We start from the raw sequence: 18,692 nt of genomic DNA on the forward strand, positions 1-18,692 counted from the left end.
CCTTCCTCACCGGTCGTCGTGGTCGCTGCCGCCGGAGGCGGCGTCTTCGAGTTCGCGCAGGATGTGCTCCTCGACCAGGTCGGCGAGGGCGGAGACGGTGCGCGCGGTCAGAATGTCCCGCGGGGTCAGCTCGACGGCGAACGCCTCCTTGGCGCGGGAGGCGATCAGCAGACTGCGGACCGAGTCACCGCCCAGGGCGAAGAACTCGTCCTCCGCGCCGACCGGCGACACCTCGAGCACCTCCGACCAGATCTCCGCGATGACCTCCTCGGTGGGGGTGCGCGGGGCGATGTGGGCGGCCGGTGCGGCGGTGGTGGTGGCGGGGCCGGGCGCGGGGAGCGCCGCGCGGTCGGTCTTGCCGTTCTGGTTGAGCGGCAGCCGGTCCAGTACGGCGAACGCCGACGGGACCATCGGGCCCGGGAGCGTCCGGCCCAGATGGGTGCGCAGCTCGGTGTCGGCCGGGGCATCGGCCCCGGGCGCGAGGACCAGATGGGCCACCAGCCGGCGCGCCCCGGGCTCGTCCTCCCGCACCGTCACCACGGCCTCCGCGACGGCGGGGTGGCCGCACAGCGCGGTCTCCACCTCACCGGCCTCGATGCGATGGCCGTGCAGCTTGAGCTGGTGGTCGCCGCGCCCCAGATGGTGCAGGCGGCCCTCCGCGTCGTAGCGGGCGAGATCTCCGGTGCGGTACATCCGGGAGCCGGGCGGCCCGAACGGGTCGGCGACGAAGCGGGCGGCGGTCAGCCCGGCGCGGCCCAGATAGCCGCGGGCGAGCGACGGACCGCTGACCCACAGCTCGCCGGCCACCCCCACCGGCACCGGGCGCAGCCGCGCGTCCAGCAGATGGACCCGGGTGTTGGGGATGGGCCGCCCGATCGGCGGCGGGGCGCCGTCCGGGTCGAGCGGCTCGGACCAGGTGGCCACCACGGTGGTCTCGGTCGGCCCGTACGCGTTGATCATGCGGTGGTGCGGCGCCCAGCGGGCGGCCAGCTCCGCGCCGCAGGCGTCCCCGCCCACGATCAGCGTGCGCAGCTCGGGCAGCTCCCGCTCGGTGCCCGGGGGCAGTGTCGCGAGGGCGGCGGGCGGGATGAGGGTGTGGGTGATCCGCTGCCGCCGCAGGACGTCCGCGAGATGGCTGCCCAGCAACGGGCCGGGCTCGGGCACCACCAGCGTGGCCCCGGACGGCAGCGCCATGCACAGCTCCAGGACGGAGGCGTCGAAACCGGGCGAGGAGAACCGCAGCACCCGGTCGCCCGGCCGCACCTGGAAGTGCTCGGCCTCGGCGGCGGCGAACCCGGCGATCCCGCGGTGGGTGACCACCACGCCCTTGGGCGTTCCGGTGGACCCGGAGGTGTAGATGACATACGCGGGGTCGTCCGGGTGGACGGCGGTGAGCCGGTCCTCGTCCGTGGGGCGGTGCGCCGGGCCGTCCGGCGCCTCGACCTCGGCGGTCCGCTCGATCACCAGATGCGGGGCGGAGTCCTTGAGCATCAGGTCGACGCGCTCGGCGGGGTAGTCGGGGTCGATGGGCAGATAGGCGCCCCCGGCCTTGGCCACCGCGAGCCGGGCGACGACGGACTCCACCGAGCGGGGCAGCACCAGCGCGACGATCCGGCCGGGGCCCACGCCCTGCCCGATGAGGCGATGGGCCAGGCGGTTGGCCCAGCCGTCCAGCTCCGCGTAGGTCAGCCGGAGGCCGGGGGAGTCCACCGCCGTCGCGTCGGGCCTGCGGTCCGCCGCCGCCTCGACGAGCTCGGCCCAGGTCGCCCGGGGCACCTGCCGGGCGGTGTCGTTCCAGTCCACCAGGAGGCGGCGGCGCTCGGCGGCCGGGAGGATGTCGATCCGGTCCAGCGGCAGCTCGTCGGGGGCCGCGGCCAGCGCGCCGAGGAGATGGGTGAGCCGGTCGGCCAGCGCCCCGGCGGTGTGCTCCTCGAACAGCCGCGGGTCGTAGCCGAGCTCCACGGACAGTTCGGAGCCGGGCGAGACCACTACGGTCAGCGCATAGTTGGTGGACTCCAGGGCGTTCAGATCGCGCACCCGCAGCCCGTGCTCGGCCGCGGCGGAGCTGTTGATGGGGTAGTTCTCGAACACCACCAGGCTCTCGAAGAGGTCGGCCCCGGCAGGCAGTTCGCTCCAGCCCCGCAGCTGGGCCAGTGGCACATTGCCGAAGCCGCGCGCGTCGGCCTGCTCGGCCTGGAGCTCGCGCAGCCAGGCGGCGATACCGGCGGTGCCGTCCACCGCGCACCGCACCGGGAGGGTGTTGATGAAGATGCCGGTGATGTCGTCCGCGCCGGGGAGCTCCGCCGGCCGTCCGGAGACCGTCGTCCCGAAGCAGACGTCCGACTCACCGCTCAAGCGAGATACGAGCAAGGCCCAAGCGCCCTGCACGATCGTATTGAGCGTGAGCCGGTGTCGCCGTGCGAAGTCCTCGAGGGCGGCGGTGTCCCGCTCACCGAGCCGGTGCGACAGCCAGCGCGAGGACCTGGTGGCGAGCTCCGGCGTCGGCCTGCGGTCATAGGGGAGGGGAGTGGGAGAGGTGAATCCTTCCAGGGCCTGCCGCCAGTGCGCCTCGGCACGCGTGCGGTCCTGACGAGCGAGCCAGGCCACATAGTCGGCGAACGGCCTGCGGGCCGGCAGCCTCGGCTGCTCACCTGCGGCCAGGGCGGCATGGGCGGCGAAGACATCGCCGAGCACCTGGAAGACGCTCCAGCCGTCCAGCAGCACATGGTGGAAGGTCCACAGCACCCGCACCTCACCGGGGGAGAGCCGGGCCAGGGTGACGCGGAGCAGCGGGGCCGCGGTGAGATCGATCCCGCGGGCGCGGTCCCGGTCCAGCAGCCGCTCCAGCTCGGCCGTGTGGTCATCCTCCGTAAGGCCGCTCCAGTCGAGCTCCTCGACGGGTACGGCCGCGGTGCGGCGCACGATCATCAGCGGCTCGGGCACATCGTGCATCACCACCGCGCCGCGCAGCACCGGGGTGCGGTCCACGACATGCTGCCAGGCGGCGGCCAGCACTCCGGAGTCGGCGACCCCGTCCAGGACAAAGGTCGCCTGCTCCACATAGAGCCCTTGGTCCCGCTGGGCCAGGGCATGGAAGACCAGCCCGGACTGGGTCGGGGTCAGCGGATGGATATCGGCCACGTCCCGGCCGTCGCCCGCCAACCGGTCGACGGTCTCCTGGTCAAGCCCGGCCAGCGGGAAGTCCGAGGGCGTCCGCCCGCCCGCCTCCGGGCGGGTGCACAGCCGGACGATCGCCCGCAGCTCCTCGGCCATCTCCTCGGCGAGCCTGCACACCGTGGCGCGTTGGTGCAGCGACCGGGAGTAGGACCAGCTGAGCTCGAGCCGTCGGTCCGTCACCCGGCCGATCACATCGAGCAGATGCGGCCGGGGCGCCTCCGGGCTCATATCGCCCTCCAGCCCACCGGCCAGGGCGTGCAGCAGACCACCCGCCGGGGGCTCCCAGTCCTGCTGCCCGAGGTAGTTGAAGCTGATCTTCGGGGTGGCGGGGAGCCCGGAGGCGGCCGTGCCGGACAGCCGGCGCAGCGCGCCGTAACCCAGGCCGTTCCCGGGGACCGCCCGCAGCCGTTCCTTGACGGCCTTCAGCGTCCGCTCCAGCCCCCAGCCGGCGGGGGCCTCCAGCGCGACGGGGAACATGCTGGTGAACCAGCCGACCGTACGGGACAGATCGACCCCATCGAAGATCTCCTCCCGGCCGTGCCCCTCCAGGGCCACCGCCACCGTGTCCCGGCCGGTCCAGCGGGCCAGCACCCGGCCCAGGGCGCACAGCAGCACATCGTTGACCCGGGTCCGGTACGCGCCCGGCACCTCGTGCAGCAGCAGCCGGGTCTCCTCGGCGTCGAGCCGGACCGTCACCTCCTCCTCCGATGCGGCGGTGTTGGGGCCATCGCCGTCCGTGGGGAGGTCGGCGCCGCCGTGGGAGGCCGCCCAGTAATCGCGCTCGGCGTCGAAGCCCCCGGCGGCGGTGTGCTCGGTCAGACGCAGCGCCCAGGTGCGGAACGATGTGGTCCTGGGGCCGGGCTCCGGCGTCCGTCCCGCGACGATCTGCCGGTAGGCGGTGTCCAGGTCCTCCAGCACGATGCGCCAGGAGACGGCGTCCACCACCAGATGGTGGGCGGTCAGCAGCAGTACCGGCCGTATCCCCTCGCCCCGGGTGAAGAGCACGGCGCGCAGCAGCGGCCCCCGGGCCAGGTCGAACCCGGCCCGGATCCGCCCCGCCGTCTCCCGCATCACCGCGTCCCGCCGCTCCGGCGCCACGGCGGACAGATCGTGGAGGTCCAGCACCGGCTCCGCGTCCGGCGGGGCGTTGTGCTGGCGCACGGCGCCGTCCTCGGTCCGCTCGAAGCGCAGCCGCAGGGCGTCATGGTGGGTCAGCACCGCGGACAGGGCGGTGCGCAGCGCGCTCTCGTCCACCGGCGCGGTCAGTTCGGCCGAGACCGACTGGGTGAAGTGCCCGGCCGTGGCGCCGAGTTGGTCGAAGAGCCAGTGCTGGATCGGGGTCAGCGGCACTTCGCCGACGATCGGGCCCCGCTCGGTCTCGGCCGCCGTGGCCGGGACCTCCCGCGCGGCCGCCGCCAGGTCCGCCACGGTCTGGTGGACGAAGAGATGGCGCGGGGTCAGCTCGATCCCGGCCCGCCGGGCGGCGGAGACGATCTGGATGCTGAGGATGGAATCGCCGCCGAGGGCGAAGTAGTTGTCCTCCACGCCGATCCGCTCGGCGCCCAGCACCTCCGCCCAGATGGCGGCGAGGGCCTTCTCGGTCTCCGTACGCGGCTCCACATGGCCGGTGGCGCGGGCCGCCCAGACGGGCGCGGGCAGCGCACGCCGGTCCAGCTTGCCGCTGGACCCCAGCGGCAGCCGGTCCAGGACGACCACGGCCGAGGGGACCATATGGTCCGGCAGGCTCGTGGCGAGGAACGCGCGGATCGCGGCGGTGTCCACCGGCGGGGAGCCCGGGACCTCCACCACATAGCCGGCCAGCCGCTTGTGACCGCCGGTGTCGACGACCGCGGCGGCCGCCTCGGCGACACCGGGATGGCGCGCCAGGGCCGCCTCGACCTCGCCCAGCTCGATACGGAAACCGCGCACCTTGACCTGGTCGTCGGTTCTGCCCAGGTACTCCAGCTGCCCCCGCTCGTCCCAGCGGACCAGGTCGCCGGTGCGGTACATCCGGCCCCCCGCGGGGCCGTACGGATCGGCCGTGAACCGCTGTGCGGTCAGCCCCGGGCGGCCGAAGTACCCCCGGGCGAGGCCCGGCCCCGCCAGATAGAGCTCTCCCGGCACCCCGACCGGAACCGGCCGCATCCGCGCGTCCAGTGCGTAGGCCCGGGTGGCGGCCACCGGGGCGCCGATGGGCGGGGTGCGGTCCGGATCGGCCGGGTCGCAGGTCCAGGCGGTGGCGTAGACGGTCGCCTCGGTGGGCCCGTAGATGTTCGCCACCCGGCAGCCGGGGATGGCCGCCCGGACCTCCTTGACGGTGCGGGCGGCGAGGCCCTCACCCGCCAGCACCACGGTGCCCGCCGTCACCGAGACCGACCCCTTGCCGAGCACCTGCCCGAGCGCCGACGGCACGGCGCTGATCAGGCTCGCCGTCCAGGTCCCCGTCCGCTCGGCCAGGGTGAGCAGATCGCGGACGATCTCGATGGCGCCACCGGCCAGCAGCGGGCAGAGGATCTCGAAGACCGACACATCGAAGTTGAGGGAGGTCGAGGCCACCACATGGGAGAGCCCCTGGGCGCCGAACTCCTCCCGCGCCCACGCGGCCAGCGCGGCCACGCTCTCATGGGCGACCACGACGCCCTTGGGCGTGCCCGTGGACCCCGAGGTGTGGATGGCGTACGCCGGATGGGCGGGGAGCAGCGGGGCTCGCCGCTCGGCGTCGCCGATGTCCCGGGCGGGCAGTTGGGCCAGCCGCCCCCGGCACTCCGCGTCGTCCAGCAGGATCCGCCCGCAGCCCGCCCCGGCGGGGATCCGGTCCGCCACCTCCCCCGTGGTCACCACCGTGTCCGGGGCGATGTCGCCGAGCATGAAGGCGATCCGCTCCGCCGGATACGCCGGGTCGACCGGGAGATAGGCAGCCCCGCTCTTGAGCACCGCCAGCACCGCGACCACCAGCTCCGGTGTGCGCGGCAGGGCCAGGGCCACGAAGCGCTCCGGCCCGGCGCCCGCGGCGATCAGCAGCCGGGCCAGCCGGTTGGCGCGCTCGTTCAGCTCCCGGTAGGTCAGCGGTCCGCCGTCGCCCATCACCGCCACCGCGTCCGGCGTACGGGCCGCCCGCGCCTCGAACAGCGCGGGCAGCACCGCGTCCGGCGCGGCGGAGACCGGGCCGCTGAAGCGGTCGAGGATGCCGCGCGTCTCGGCCTCGCCGACCAGCGGCAGTTCATCCAGCCGCCGCTCCGGATCGGTCGCCATCTCCACCAGCAGATTCCGCAGACGGCCGCCCAGCCGCTCGATCGTCGGGGCGTCGAACGCGGCGGGGTCGTAGTCCAGGCAGATCGACAGCCGCTCCTCGGGCGCCACCACCACGCTGAGCGCGAAGTTGGTGGGCTCCACATCGCGCTCCTGCCGGATGCCCAGGCCGTGGGCCGCGATGGCCTCGCTGTCGAACGGGTAGTTCTCGAAGACCACGATCGAGTCGAAGAGGCTCACCCCGCCGGGCACCTCGCTCCAACTCCCCAGCTGCGCCAGCGACACGAACTCGAAGAGCCGGGACTCCGACTGCGCCGACTGGAGCTCCCGCAGCCAGTCCAGCAGCCCGCTCTCCCCGGTCACCCGGACCCGGGTGGGGATGGTGTTGATGAACACCCCGACCATGGACTCCACGCCCGGCAGCGCGGCCGGCCGCCCCGAGACGGTGGTGCCGAAGCACAGGTCGTCGGCCCCGCTGTAGCGGGAGAGCAGCAGCGCCCAGGCGCCCTGCACCACCGTGTTCATGGTCAGCCCGCCCCGCTGCGCGGTCGTCCGGAGCCGGGCGGACTCCTCGGCGCCCAGCGTGACCCGGTGCGAACCCGAGGAGGCGCTGCGGTGCGCCTCCGACGCGGGCCGGTCGCGCGGCAGTTCGGTGGGCGAGGTGAACCCGGCAAGGGCCGTACGCCAGTACCGCTCGGCCTCCGCCGTGTCCTGTTCGCCCAGCCAGCCCAGGTACTCGCGGAACGGTCGGCGGGCGGGCACCACGGGCGCCCGTTCCGAGGTCAGCGCCGCGTACCGCTCGCAGACCTCGTCGAAGACCTGCGCCGCGCTCCAGCCGTCGAGCAGTGCGTGGTGGAAGGTCCAGACGATCCGCACCTCGTCGGCGGACAGCCGGATCAGCGCCAGCCGCATCAGCGGCGCCGTGGCCAGGTCGATCCCCTCGGCCCGGTCCTCGGCGAGCATCCGGTCCAGCTCGGCCTCGCGCCACTCCTCGGGCCGCCGGGTCCAGTCGTGGTGGACGATCCGGAGCGCCGCCCGGTGCGTCACCACCTGGAGCGGCTCCGGGGTGTCCGCCCACACCAGATGGGTGCGCAGGATCGGATTGGCGTCCACCGTCTGCCGCCACGCGGTGGCCAGCGCCCGCGGATCGCCCGCCCCGGTCAGGGTCAGCTGGACCTGGTTGACATACGCGTCCGACGCCGGGTCCATCAGCCCGTGGAACAGCATCCCGGCCTGGGTCGGGGTCAGCGGATAGATGTCCTCCACCGCCCGGCCGTCGGCGGTGATCCGGTCCACCGCGGCCTGGTCGAGCCGGGCCAGCGGGAAGTCCGACGGGGTGCGGCCGCCCGCCGCGGGGTCGGCGCAGTGGCCGATGATCTCCTCCAGCGCGCGGAGCATCCCCCGCGCCAGCCCGGCCACCGTCTCCTCGGTGTGCGTCCCCGAGCCGTAGTACCAGGTGATCTCCAGGCACCGGCGCTCCACCCGGCCCACTACGTCCAGCAGATGCGCCCGGGCCGTATCGGGCGCGGCGTCACCGCCAAGACCGTCCCGTACGGTACGGACGAGACCGGTGTCGTCATCCGCTGCCGACCAGTCGAACTGCCCGAGGTAGTTGAAGCTGATGCCGGGCTCCGCCGCGCCCCGGAGTCCGGAGCCGGGGGAGAGGTGGCGCAGCGCGCCGTAGCCGATGCCCCGTGCGGGCACCGCCCGCAGCTGCTCCTTGACGGACTTCAGCGTCTCGCCCCAGCCGCCGCCCGGGACGTCCAGAACGACCGGATAGAGGCTGGTGAACCAGCCGACGGTGCGGGACAGGTCCACCCCGTCCAGCAGATGCTCCTCCCGGCCGTGGCCCTCCAGGTCCACGGCGATCCGGCGCCGCCCGGTCCAGTCGCCGAGCACCCGGCCCAGCGCGGCGAGCAGCACGTCGTCCACACGGGTGCGGTAGACCTCGGGGACCTGCCGCAGCAGCGCCTCGGTGCGCTCCCGGTCGAGACGGACGGTGACCGACGCCATGGACGCCACCGTGTTGTCACCCTCGCCGTCCACGGGCAGCCCCGCGGCGCACTCCGCGGACACGGCCCGCCAGTGGGGGAGTTCGGCGTCGAAACCACCGGCGGCGGTGTGCTCGGTGAGCTTTCGGGACCAGTCCCGTACGGAGGTGGTGCGGGGGCCGGGGTCGGCCCGCCCGCCCGTGAGCAGCTGCTGGTACGCGGTGTTCAGGTCCTCCAGCAGCACCCGCCAGGAGACACCGTCCACCACCAGGTGGTGGGCGGTCAGGAAGAGCGTCGGCCGCTGCCCCTCGCCACGGTGGAACAGCCGCGCGGCCAGCAGCGGACCCCGCGCCAGGTCGAACCCGGCCTGCGCCTCCGCCATCGCCGCGTCCTCGGCGGCCCGGCACTGGTCGGCGTCGAGCCCCGACAGATCGTGCTCCCGCAGGGGCGCCGGGGCCGTCAGGTCCGGCCGCGGGCAGTACTGCCGCGGACTTCCCTCCGCGCCGGGCTCGAACCGCGTGCGCAGCGCGTCATGGTGGACCAGCAGCGCGTCGAGCGCCGCGCGCAGCGCGCGGAGGTCCGGTTCCCGCTGGAGCTCCACGACCACGGACTGGTTGAAGTGGCCGGGCCGGTCGGTCCGCATCCCGAAGAACCAGTGCTGGATCGGGGTGAGCGGCACCTCGCCGGTCACCGGCCCGGTGTCGGCGGCGGGCGTGGCGGTGGGCGTGGTGACGGCGGCGAGCGAGGCGATGGTGGGATGCCGGAAGAGCTCCCGGGGGGTGAAGGCCAGCCCCGCCTGCCGGGCGCGGGAGGCCACCTGGATGCTGAGGATCGAATCCCCGCCCAGATGGAAGAAGTTGTCCTCGGCGCCGATCCGCTCCCGGCCCAGCAGGGTGCCCCAGATCTCCGCGAGGGCCCGCTCGGTGTCGGTGCGGGGCGCCACATACCCGGCCGTCCCGGCCGCCGCCGGGTCGGGCGCGGGCAGCCGGCGGCGGTCCACCTTGCCGTTGCGGGTGAGCGGCAGCGCGTCGAGGGTGACGAACGCCGAGGGCACCATGTAGTCGGGCAGCAGGCCGCCCAGGAAGGACCGCAGCTCCCCGGCGCTTGGCAGCTCGGCCCCGCCCACCGGCACCGCGTAGCCGGTGAGCAGCGTGCGGTCGGCCACTCGGGCGAGCGCGACGACCGCCTCCGCCACGGCCTCGTGGCGGGTCAGCGCGGCCTCGATCTCGCCCGGCTCGATGCGGAAGCCCCGGACCTTCAGCTGGTCGTCGGCGCGGCCCACGAAGCGCAGTTCACCGTCGTCGGTCCAGGCCACGATGTCCCCGGTGCGGTACATCCGGGAGCCGGACGGCCCGAACGGATCGGCGAGGTACCGCTCGGCGGTGGCGCCGGGGCGGCCGTGGTAGCCGCGCGCCACCCCGGCGCCCGCGATGTACAACTCCCCGGGAATGCCCGGCGGTTGCGGCTGGAGGGCGCCGTCCAGGACGTACGTCCGGGTGTTGTCCAGCGGCCGTCCGATGGGCAGCGAACGCGGCAGTTCCTCCCCGGCGCGGAAGGGGCGCCGGGTGGCGAAGGTCGTGGTCTCGGTGGGCCCGTAGCCGTCCATCACCGTCAGATCGGGGCAGGCCGCGAGCACCCGGCGCACCGCGCCCGGAGGCACCGCCTCACCGCCGGTCCACACCTCACGGGCGCCGCGCAGACACTCCGGCGCCTCCTGCGCGAGCAGCCGGAACAGCCCGGCGGTCAGCCACAGGCAGCTCACCCCGTACGCGGCGATCGCCCGGCGCACGGTGTCCGCGTCCACGTCCCCGGCGGGCGCCAGCACGGCCCGGCCGCCGCGCAGCAGCGGCACCCACAGCTCGTACGTCGAGGCGTCGAACGCCTGGGGCGAGTGCACCAGCACCCGGTCGTGGTCCGCGAAGGCGCGGTCCGCGACGAGGGCGGTCACATCGCGGTGGCGCACCGCGACGCCCTTGGGCCGCCCGGTGGAGCCCGAAGTGAACATCAGATACAGGGCGTTGTCGGGCGAGAGCGCCACGTTCTGCGGCTCCGACGGTCCGCTGTCGCCGTCGCCGTCGCCGGACTCGGGCCCGGACTCCACGAGCAGGGTCCGCGCGGCGTCCGAGATGTCCGCCGCCGTACGCTCCCAGGCGCGGTCGGTCAGCAGCACCTCCGCCCCCGCCTCCGCCAGCACGCTCCGCAGCCGGCCCCCGGGGGCGCGGGTGTCCAGCGGTACGTACACCCCGCCCGCCTTGACGACCGCCAGCAGCGCCACCACCAGCTCCACCGACCGGTCCATCAGGACGGCCACCGGGCGCTCCGGGCCGACGCCGTGGCCGATGAGCCGGTGGGCCAGCCGGTTGGCGCGGATGTCCAGCTCCCGATAGCTCACCGGGCCCGAGTCGCCGTCCAGGGCCACCGCCTCCGGCGCACACCGCACCCGCTCGGCGAACAGCCCGGCCACCGTGGACTCGGGCAGCGGGACCGCGGTGTCGTTCCACTCCCGGAGCACCTGGTGGCGGCGGGCGGCGGTGAGCATCGGAAGGTGTGCGGGGGCCAGGTCCGGGGTGTCGGCCATGGCCGTCAGCAGCGCCGTCAGATGCTCCGCCATCCGCCGGGCGGTGGCCTCGTCGAACAGCGCCGGGTCGTAGCCGAGCCGCAGCGCCAGTTCCTCCCCGGGGTAGACCACCAGGGACAGCGGATAGTTGGTGGTCTCGACGCCGTTCAGCTCGCGCAGGGCGAGGCCGTGCGCGGCGGCGAGGTCCCCGCCGATCGGATAGTTCTCGAACACCACGATGGAGTCGAAGAGGTTCACCCGCTCGGGCAGACCGGTCCAGGACCGCAGCCGGGTGAGCGGTACGAAGTCGAACCGCCGGTCCTCGGTCTGCCCGGACTGCACCGCGCTCAGCCAGGACAGCAGGGTGGACCCGGCCGGCACCGTGAGGCGGGTCGGCACGGTGGTGATGAACAGCCCGTTCATCGTCTCCACACCCGGCAGCTCCGGCGGCCGTCCGGACACCGTGGTCCCGAAGACCACGTCCTCGCGGCCGGACTGGCGGGCCAGCAGCAGCGCCCAGGCGCCCTGCACCACGGTGTTCAGGGTGAGCCCCTCGTCCCGGGCCAGGGCCTGGAGCCGCCGGGTGGTGGCGGCGGGCAGGGTGACGCGGAGGTCCTCGGTGGACTCGGCGTGATGGGTCTCGGTGGGCTCCCGGTCGTACGGCAGCGGGGTGGGTTCGGTGAGATCGCCGAGCCGGGCCCGCCAGTGCTCCTCGGCCAGGGCCCCGTCGCGCTCCCGCAGCCAGGCCACATAGTCGCCGAACGGGCGGCGGCCGGGCAGCCCGGCGGCCATGGCCGCGCCGGACGCCCCGTCACGCGCCCGTGCGTGGCAGTGGAAGACATCGGAGAGCACCTGGAACAGGCTCCAGCCGTCCAGGATCAGATGGTGGAACGTCCACACCACCTGGACCTCGGTCTCCGACAGCCGGGCCAGCGCCAGCCGCGTCAGCGGCGCGGCGGCCAGGTCCAGGCCGCGCTCCCGGTCCTCGGCGAGGTACCTCCGCAGCTCCTCCCGGCGCTCGTCCGGGCCGGACAGCTGCCGCCGGTCGAGCAGGGCCACCGGGATCCGGACCCCGCGCTCCACCACTTGGACCGGCTCCGGCACCCCCTCCCACACCGCCCGGGCGCGCAGCACCTGGGTGCGGTCGGCGACCTGCTGCCAGGCCGCGGCCAGCGCCGCGGGCTCCGGCACCCCGTCGAGGACGAAGGTGAGCTGCTGGAAGTAGGCCCGCCGATCGTCCTGCGCCAGGGCGTGGAACAGCATGCCCGCCTGGGTGGGGGTGAGCGGGTAGATGTCCTCCACCGCCCCGCCGTTCCCGGCCAGCCGGTCCACGGCGGCCTGGTCGAGGGCGGCGAGCGGGAAGTCGGACGGGGTGCGGCCGCCGGCGCCGGGCGCACTGCCGTGCCGGGCGATCTCGCACAGCGCCTCGCGGAACTCCCCGGCGAGCCGGGCGACCGTCTCCTCCCGGTGCAGCCGCGCGGAGTAGAACCAGGTGAACTCCAGCTCGTCTCCCTCGACCCGGCCCACCACCTCCAGCGGATGCGGGCGCGGCGAGGTGGGGTCGGCGTCCAGGGCCAGCTCCCGGTGCAGACCGCGGAAGAGCCCGTCGCCGCCGCCCGGTGCCTCGAACCGGCCGAGGTAGTTGAAGCTGATCCCGGCCGTGGGGCCGTCGGGGAGGCCCGCGCCGTCGAGCAGATGGCGGTGCACCCCGTAGCCCAGACCACGCCGCGGTACGGCCCGCAGCTGCTCCTTGACGGACTTGAGGACCTCGCCCCAGCCGCCGTCCGGGAGGTCGAGCGCCACTGGGAAGCGGGTGGTGAACCAGCCGACCGTACGGGACAGATCCAGGTCCGCGAAGAGCTCCTCGCGGCCGTGGCCCTCCACGTCCACCGGCACCCGGGCGCGCCCGGTCCACCGGCGCAGCACCTGGGTCAGTGCGCTCAGCAGCACATCGTTGACCTGTGTGCGGTAGACCTCGGGGAGCGTCTGGAGGAGTGCGGCGGTCTCCTCAGGGCCGAGCCGGACGGTGACCGACCGGGCCGAGGCATAGGTGTTCTCCGCCTCGTTCGCCCCGTTCAGGTCCGTCGGCAGCGAGGGGTCGCAGGCCCCGGCCAGGCCGGTCCAGTACGCCTCCTCGTCGGCGAACCCGCCTTCCCCGGCAAGGGTGGTGAGCCGCAGCGCCCAGCGGCGCAGCGGGGAGGACTTCGCGGGAAGCCCGGCGCCCTCGCCCCGGGCCGCCCGCCGGTAGGCGCTGTCGAGATCCTCCAGGACGACGCGCCAGGACACCCCGTCCACCACCGCGTGGTGGATGGTGAGGTGGAGGACCGGGTGCGGCCCGGCGTCCCGGTCGAGCACCGCCCGCAGCAGCGGCCCCTCGGCCAGGTCGAAGCGGCCCAGATGCCCGGCGCCGGTGGTCTCGAGCGGTACCCGGACGGCCGCCGCGTCCTCGATCCGCTGGTACCAGCCGCCGTCCCGGCGGTGGAAGCGGGAGCGCAGGGCGTCATGGTGGTCCACCAGCGCGTCCAGGGCGTGCCGCAGCGCGTCCTCGTCCACGTCCTCGGGCAGTACCAGCGAGATGGTCTGGTTGAAGTGGCCGGCCCGCTCGGGGTCGGTGGTGAACAGCCAGTGCTGAATGGGGGTCAGCGGCAGTTCCCCGGTGGCCGTCCCGTCTCCCTCGGAGGTGGGCCCGGCCGGGGCCGTGCTGGTGTCCAGGTGCAGGGCCAGCGCGGCGATCGTCTGATGGCGGTAGACATCGCGCGAGGTGACGGCGAGACCGGCCTGCCGTGCCTGGGAGACCAGCTGGATGCTGAGGATCGAATCGCCGCCGAGGGAGAAGAAGTTGTCCTCCATCCCCACGCGGTCCACCCGCAGGGTCCGGGCCCAGACCGCCGCCAGGGTCCGCTCGGTGGCGGTCCGGGGCGCCACATAGCCCGGTGCCGCGGCCTCGGCCCAGTCCGGCTCGGGGAGCCGGGCGCGGTCCAGCTTGCCGTTGGGGTTGAGCGGCATCCGCTCCAGGACGACGACGGAGGCGGGCACCATGTAGTCGGGCAGCGAGCGCCGCAGGAACCGCCGCAGCCCCGCCGGGTCGGACTCGGCGCCCGCGGTGGCCACCACATAGGCGATCAGCCGCTGATGGCCGTCCGTCTCCCGGGCGACGGCCGCCGCCTCGGCGATGTCGGGGTGGCGCAGCAGCGCGGTCTCCACCTCGCCCAGTTCGATGCGGAAGCCGCGGATCTTCACCTGGTCATCGGCTCTGCCCACGTACTCCAGCTGGCCCTCGCCGTTCCAGCGGACCAGGTCACCGGTGCGGTACATCCGGCTGCCGGGCGGCCCCAAGGGGTCCGCGAGAAAGCGGTGGGCGGTCAGCCCGGGCCGCCGCAGATAGCCCCGGGCCAGGCCCTGCCCGCCCAGATACAGCTCACCGGTCACCCCGGGCGGCACCAGCCGCAGCGTCGGGTCCAGGACGTACGCGCGGGCGCCCGCGACCGGGCGGCCGATGGGCGGGGCCTGCGCGGGCGCCGGGCCGTCGCAGAACCAGCCGGTGGCGTACACCGTGGCCTCGGTCGGCCCGTACAGATTGGCGATCCGGCAGGACGGCATGGCCTCCCGGATGTCCCGTACGGTCTGGGCGGGCAGCGCCTCGCCCGCCAGGACGACGGTCCGGGCCCAGTCCGCCGGGCGGTCCTCGCCCAGCAGCCGGGAGAACACCGAGGGCACCCCGCTGAGCAGCCCCGTCGCCCGCGGCCGCCCCTCGGGATCTATGAGGGCGAGCAGGTCGCGCACCACCTCGACGCTGCCGCCAGCCAGCAGTGGGCAGAGGATCTCGAAGACCGACACATCGAAGTTGAGCGAGGTCGAGGCGACCACATCGGTCAGCCGCTCCCGCCCCAGCTCCGCCTCGGCCCAGGCCGCGAGCCCCGCCACACCGCGGTGGGTGGCCACCACGCCCTTGGGCCGGCCGGTGGATCCGGAGGTGTAGATGACATAGGCGGGATGGGCCGGGTCCAGCGGCCGGAGCCGCTCGGCGTCGGTGATGTCGCCGTCCGCGAGCCCGGCCAGCCGGGCGCGCACCTCCGGGTCGTCCAGCAGCAGCGGTGCGGCGTCCGCGGGCAGGCAGCCGGCCGCCCCGGTGGTGGTGAGGACAGTGGAGGGCGCGGCGTCCGCCAGCATGAACGCGATGCGTTCGGCGGGGTATCCGGGGTCCACCGGCAGATATCCGGCGCCCGCCTTGAGCACCGCCAGCAGGACGACGACGAGCTCGGCCGAGCGGGGCAGGGCGAGGGCCACCAGCCGCTCGGGACCGGCCCCCCGGTCGATGAGCAGCCGCGCCAGCCGGTTGGCGCGCCGGTTCACCTCGTCGTAGGAGAGGCTGGTGTCCCCGCAGGTCACGGCGGTGGCGGTGGGCCGCCGCGCCACCTGGGCGGCGAACAGGCCGGGCAGGGTGGCGTCGACCGCGGGCCGCTCAGGACCGTTCCAGGCGTCGAGCATCGCATGCCACTCGGCGTCGGCCAGCATCCGCAGCTCGATCAGGGTGGCGCCGGGGTCGGCCACCATGGCGGTCAGCAGCCGGTGCAGATGCCCGGCCATCCGCTTGATCGTGGCCGCGTCGAACAGATCGGAGTTGAATTCCACGGTCAGCCCCAGCGAGCCGTCCTCGCGGGGCAGGAACTCCAGCACCAGATCGAACCGCGCGGCCGGGCGCGGCAGGGCGTGCTCGGTGATCCGCACGCCCCCCGCCTCCCGGCCGGGCACCATGGCGCTCTGCTGCACGACCAGCGCCTGCACCAGCGGATTGCGGCTGGGGTCGCGGCGCGGCGCCAGCTCCTCGACGACCCGCTCGAACGGCAGCCGGTCATGGCTGAAGGCGTCCAGCACCGTCTCGCGCATCGCGTCCAGGAACCGCTCGACCGTGCTGTCCCCGTCCACATCGGCGCGCAGCACCAGGGTGTTGACGAAGAACCCGGCGACCGACTCCAGCTCCTTGCGGTGGCGCCCGGCGGTCACCGTCCCGAAGGCGATGTCCCGCTGGCCCGAGTAGCGGGAGAACAGCACCGCGACGGCGGCCGCGAGCAGGGTGAACTGCGTGGTGTCCCGCTCCCTGCCGAGCCGCGCCAGCCCCGCCACCAGCTCGGCGGGCAGCTCACGCCGGTGCACCGCGCCCGCCGTGGTGCGCACCGGCGGGCGCGGGCGGTCGGTGGGCAGCTCCAGCGTCTGCATCCCGGCCAGCCGGCCCCGCCAGTACGCCAGATCGGCGTCCTCACCCGCGGTGGTGGTACGGCTCCGCTCCCACACCGCGAAGTCCGGGTACTGGAGGGCGGGTTCGGGGAGCGCGGCATCGGCGCCGGACACCTCGGCGGCGTAGAGCGCGGCCAGTTCGCGCACCAGCAGCCCGACCGACCAGCCGTCGGTGACGATGTGGTGCTGCGCCAGCAGCAGGATGTGCTCCCCGTCGGCGAGCCGGATCAGCAGCGCCCTGGTCAGCGGGCCCTGTCTCAGGTCGTAGGGGCGGTTCAGCTCGGCGGTCAGCGTGGCGTCCAGCTCCTCGGCGCGCCGCCGCGCCGGATGTCCGCCGAGGTCGAGCCGTTCGAGCGGTACGGTGCCGTGCGCGGCCACCTGCTGCACCCCGTGCCCGTCCACGGTGGCGAAGGTGGTGCGCAGGGCGTCATGGCGGGCGGTGAGCCGGTCCAGCGCCCGGCGCAGCGCGGCCGCGTCCAGCGGGCCGTCGAGCCGCAGCCCGGCCCCGGTGTTGTACTCGGTTCCGCCCGAGGTCAGATCGTCCAGGAACCACAGCCGCCGCTGGGCGGAGGACAGCGGCAGCGGACGGTCGCGCGGTGCGGGCGGGATCGGCGCCTCGGGCGCCTCGGCCGCCGCGGCGGGCAGTTTGCCGGCCAGCCGCGCCACCGTCCTGGCGTCGAGCAGATCGCGCAGCGAGAGCTCCACGCCCAGCTCGGCCCGGATCCGGGTCAGCAGCCGCACGCCGAGGATGGAGTCGCCGCCCAGGCCCAGGAAGTCGTCCTCCACGCCCACGGTGTCCACCGGCAGCACCTCGGACCAGATGCGGGCCAGGGCCTCCTCGGCGGGGGTGCGGGGGGCGATGTGGCGCGAGTCGCCGTCCGGCGCGGAGCGCGGGGCGGGCAGCGCCCGCCGGTCGATCTTGCGGTGCTGGGTGAGGGGGAACGCGTCCAGTACGACGTAGGCGGACGGCACCATATGGGCCGGTAGCACCCGGGCCACCGCGGCGCGCACCTCCGCGGCCTTCGGCGCGGTCCCGCCGCTCGGCGGCACCACATAGGCGACCAGCCGCTTCTGCCCGGGCTCGTCCTCCCGTACGGTGACCACGGCGGACCCCACCTGGGGGTGGCGGGCCAACGCGGCCTCCACCTCGCCCAGTTCGATGCGGAAGCCGCGTATCTTGACCTGGTGGTCGGCCCGGCCGAGGAATTCCAGTTCGCCGTCGGCACTCCAGCGGACCAGGTCACCGGTGCGGTACATCCGGGAGCCGGGCGGGCCGAACGGGCAGGCGGTGAACCGCTCGGCGGTCAGCCCCGGCCGGTCGAGATAGCCGCGGGCCAGGCCCGCGCCGCTGACGCACAGCTCTCCCGTGACGCCGACCGGCACCTGCCGCGCTGCCTCGTCCAGTACGAATGCCCGGGTGTTGGGCAGCGGACGGCCGATCGGCGGGGCGCCGGTCCCCGCCGTCAGGGCGTCCGTCCAGGAGGCCACGACCGTGGCCTCGGTCGGGCCGTAGGAGTTGACCATCCGCCGCCCGGGTGCCCACAGGTCCACCAGATCGGCGGGGCAGGCCTCGGCGCCGACGATCAGCGTACGGAAGTCGGGCAGCCCGTCGTGGAGCTCCTCCGGGGGCACGGTGGCGAGCGCCGCCGGGGGGATCAGGGCGTGGGTCACCCGCCTCTCCCGCAGGACCGCCGCCAGCTCGGCGCCCAGCAGCGGCCCTTCCGGGGGCACCACCAGCGCCGCCCCGGCCAGCAGGGACGAGCACAGCTCCAGCACGGAGGCGTCGAAGCTCGGCGAGGAGAACTGGAGCACCCGGTCGCCGGGCCGGACCCGGTAGTGGGCCGCCGTCGCGGCCGAGAAGTTCCCCAGACCGGCGTGCGGCACCAGCACGCCCTTGGGCACGCCCGTGGAGCCGGAGGTGTAGATGACATACGCGGGATGCTCGGGGCACAGCGGGCCGAGCAGCTCCCCCCGGCCGGGCGCGTGATCCGGGCCCGCCCCGGCCCCCAGCTCCCGGATCCGCGCCGGGTCGTCCAGCACGGCCACCGGCCGGGCGTCGGCCAGCATCATGGCCCGGCGCTCCTCGGGGTGCGCGGGGTCGATCGGGAGGTAGGCGCCGCCCGCCTTCGCCACCGCCAGCTCGGCCACCACCAGTTCGGCCGAGCGGGGCAGCACCAGCGCCACCACGCGCTCCGGTCCCACGCCCTGCCCGATGAGCTGGTGGGCCAGCCGGTTCGCCCAGCGCTCGACCTCCCCGAAGGACCACTCGCGCCCGTCCGCCACCAGGGCCGGCGCCTTGGGGGTGCGCTCCGCCCAGACGGCGAAGAGCTCGCCGAGCGGCGCGCGGGAGACGGCGCGGTCCGTGGCGTTCCACGCCTCCGGAGGGAGGGTCGGTACGGGTTGGGTCGCGGACACCGATGAGGTCTCGTAGTGGTCCGTCATGGTGGGTTGTGGCCCTTCAGAGCGGTTGAACGGGCGGATAT

General features: G+C 74.6%; 1 protein-coding gene. It reads right to left on the reverse strand.

Going from position 1 to position 18,692, the window contains the following annotated elements:
* Positions 1 to 6: 6 nt before the first annotated feature.
* Positions 7 to 18,651 (reverse strand): non-ribosomal peptide synthase/polyketide synthase, encoded by an 18,645-nt coding sequence (locus tag ACT2CW_RS29130; RefSeq protein WP_445518765.1) that lies wholly within the window; start codon positions 18,649 to 18,651, stop codon positions 7 to 9.
* Positions 18,652 to 18,692: the final 41 nt, after the last annotated feature.

Source organism: Streptomyces sp. NEAU-174, from assembly GCF_052665095.1.

Bases quoted from the DNA above. Each gene is read 5' to 3' on its own strand.
- ACT2CW_RS29130 (WP_445518765.1), bottom strand. From the start codon at position 18,651: ATGACGGACCACTACGAGACCTCATCGGTGTCCGCGACCCAACCCGTA.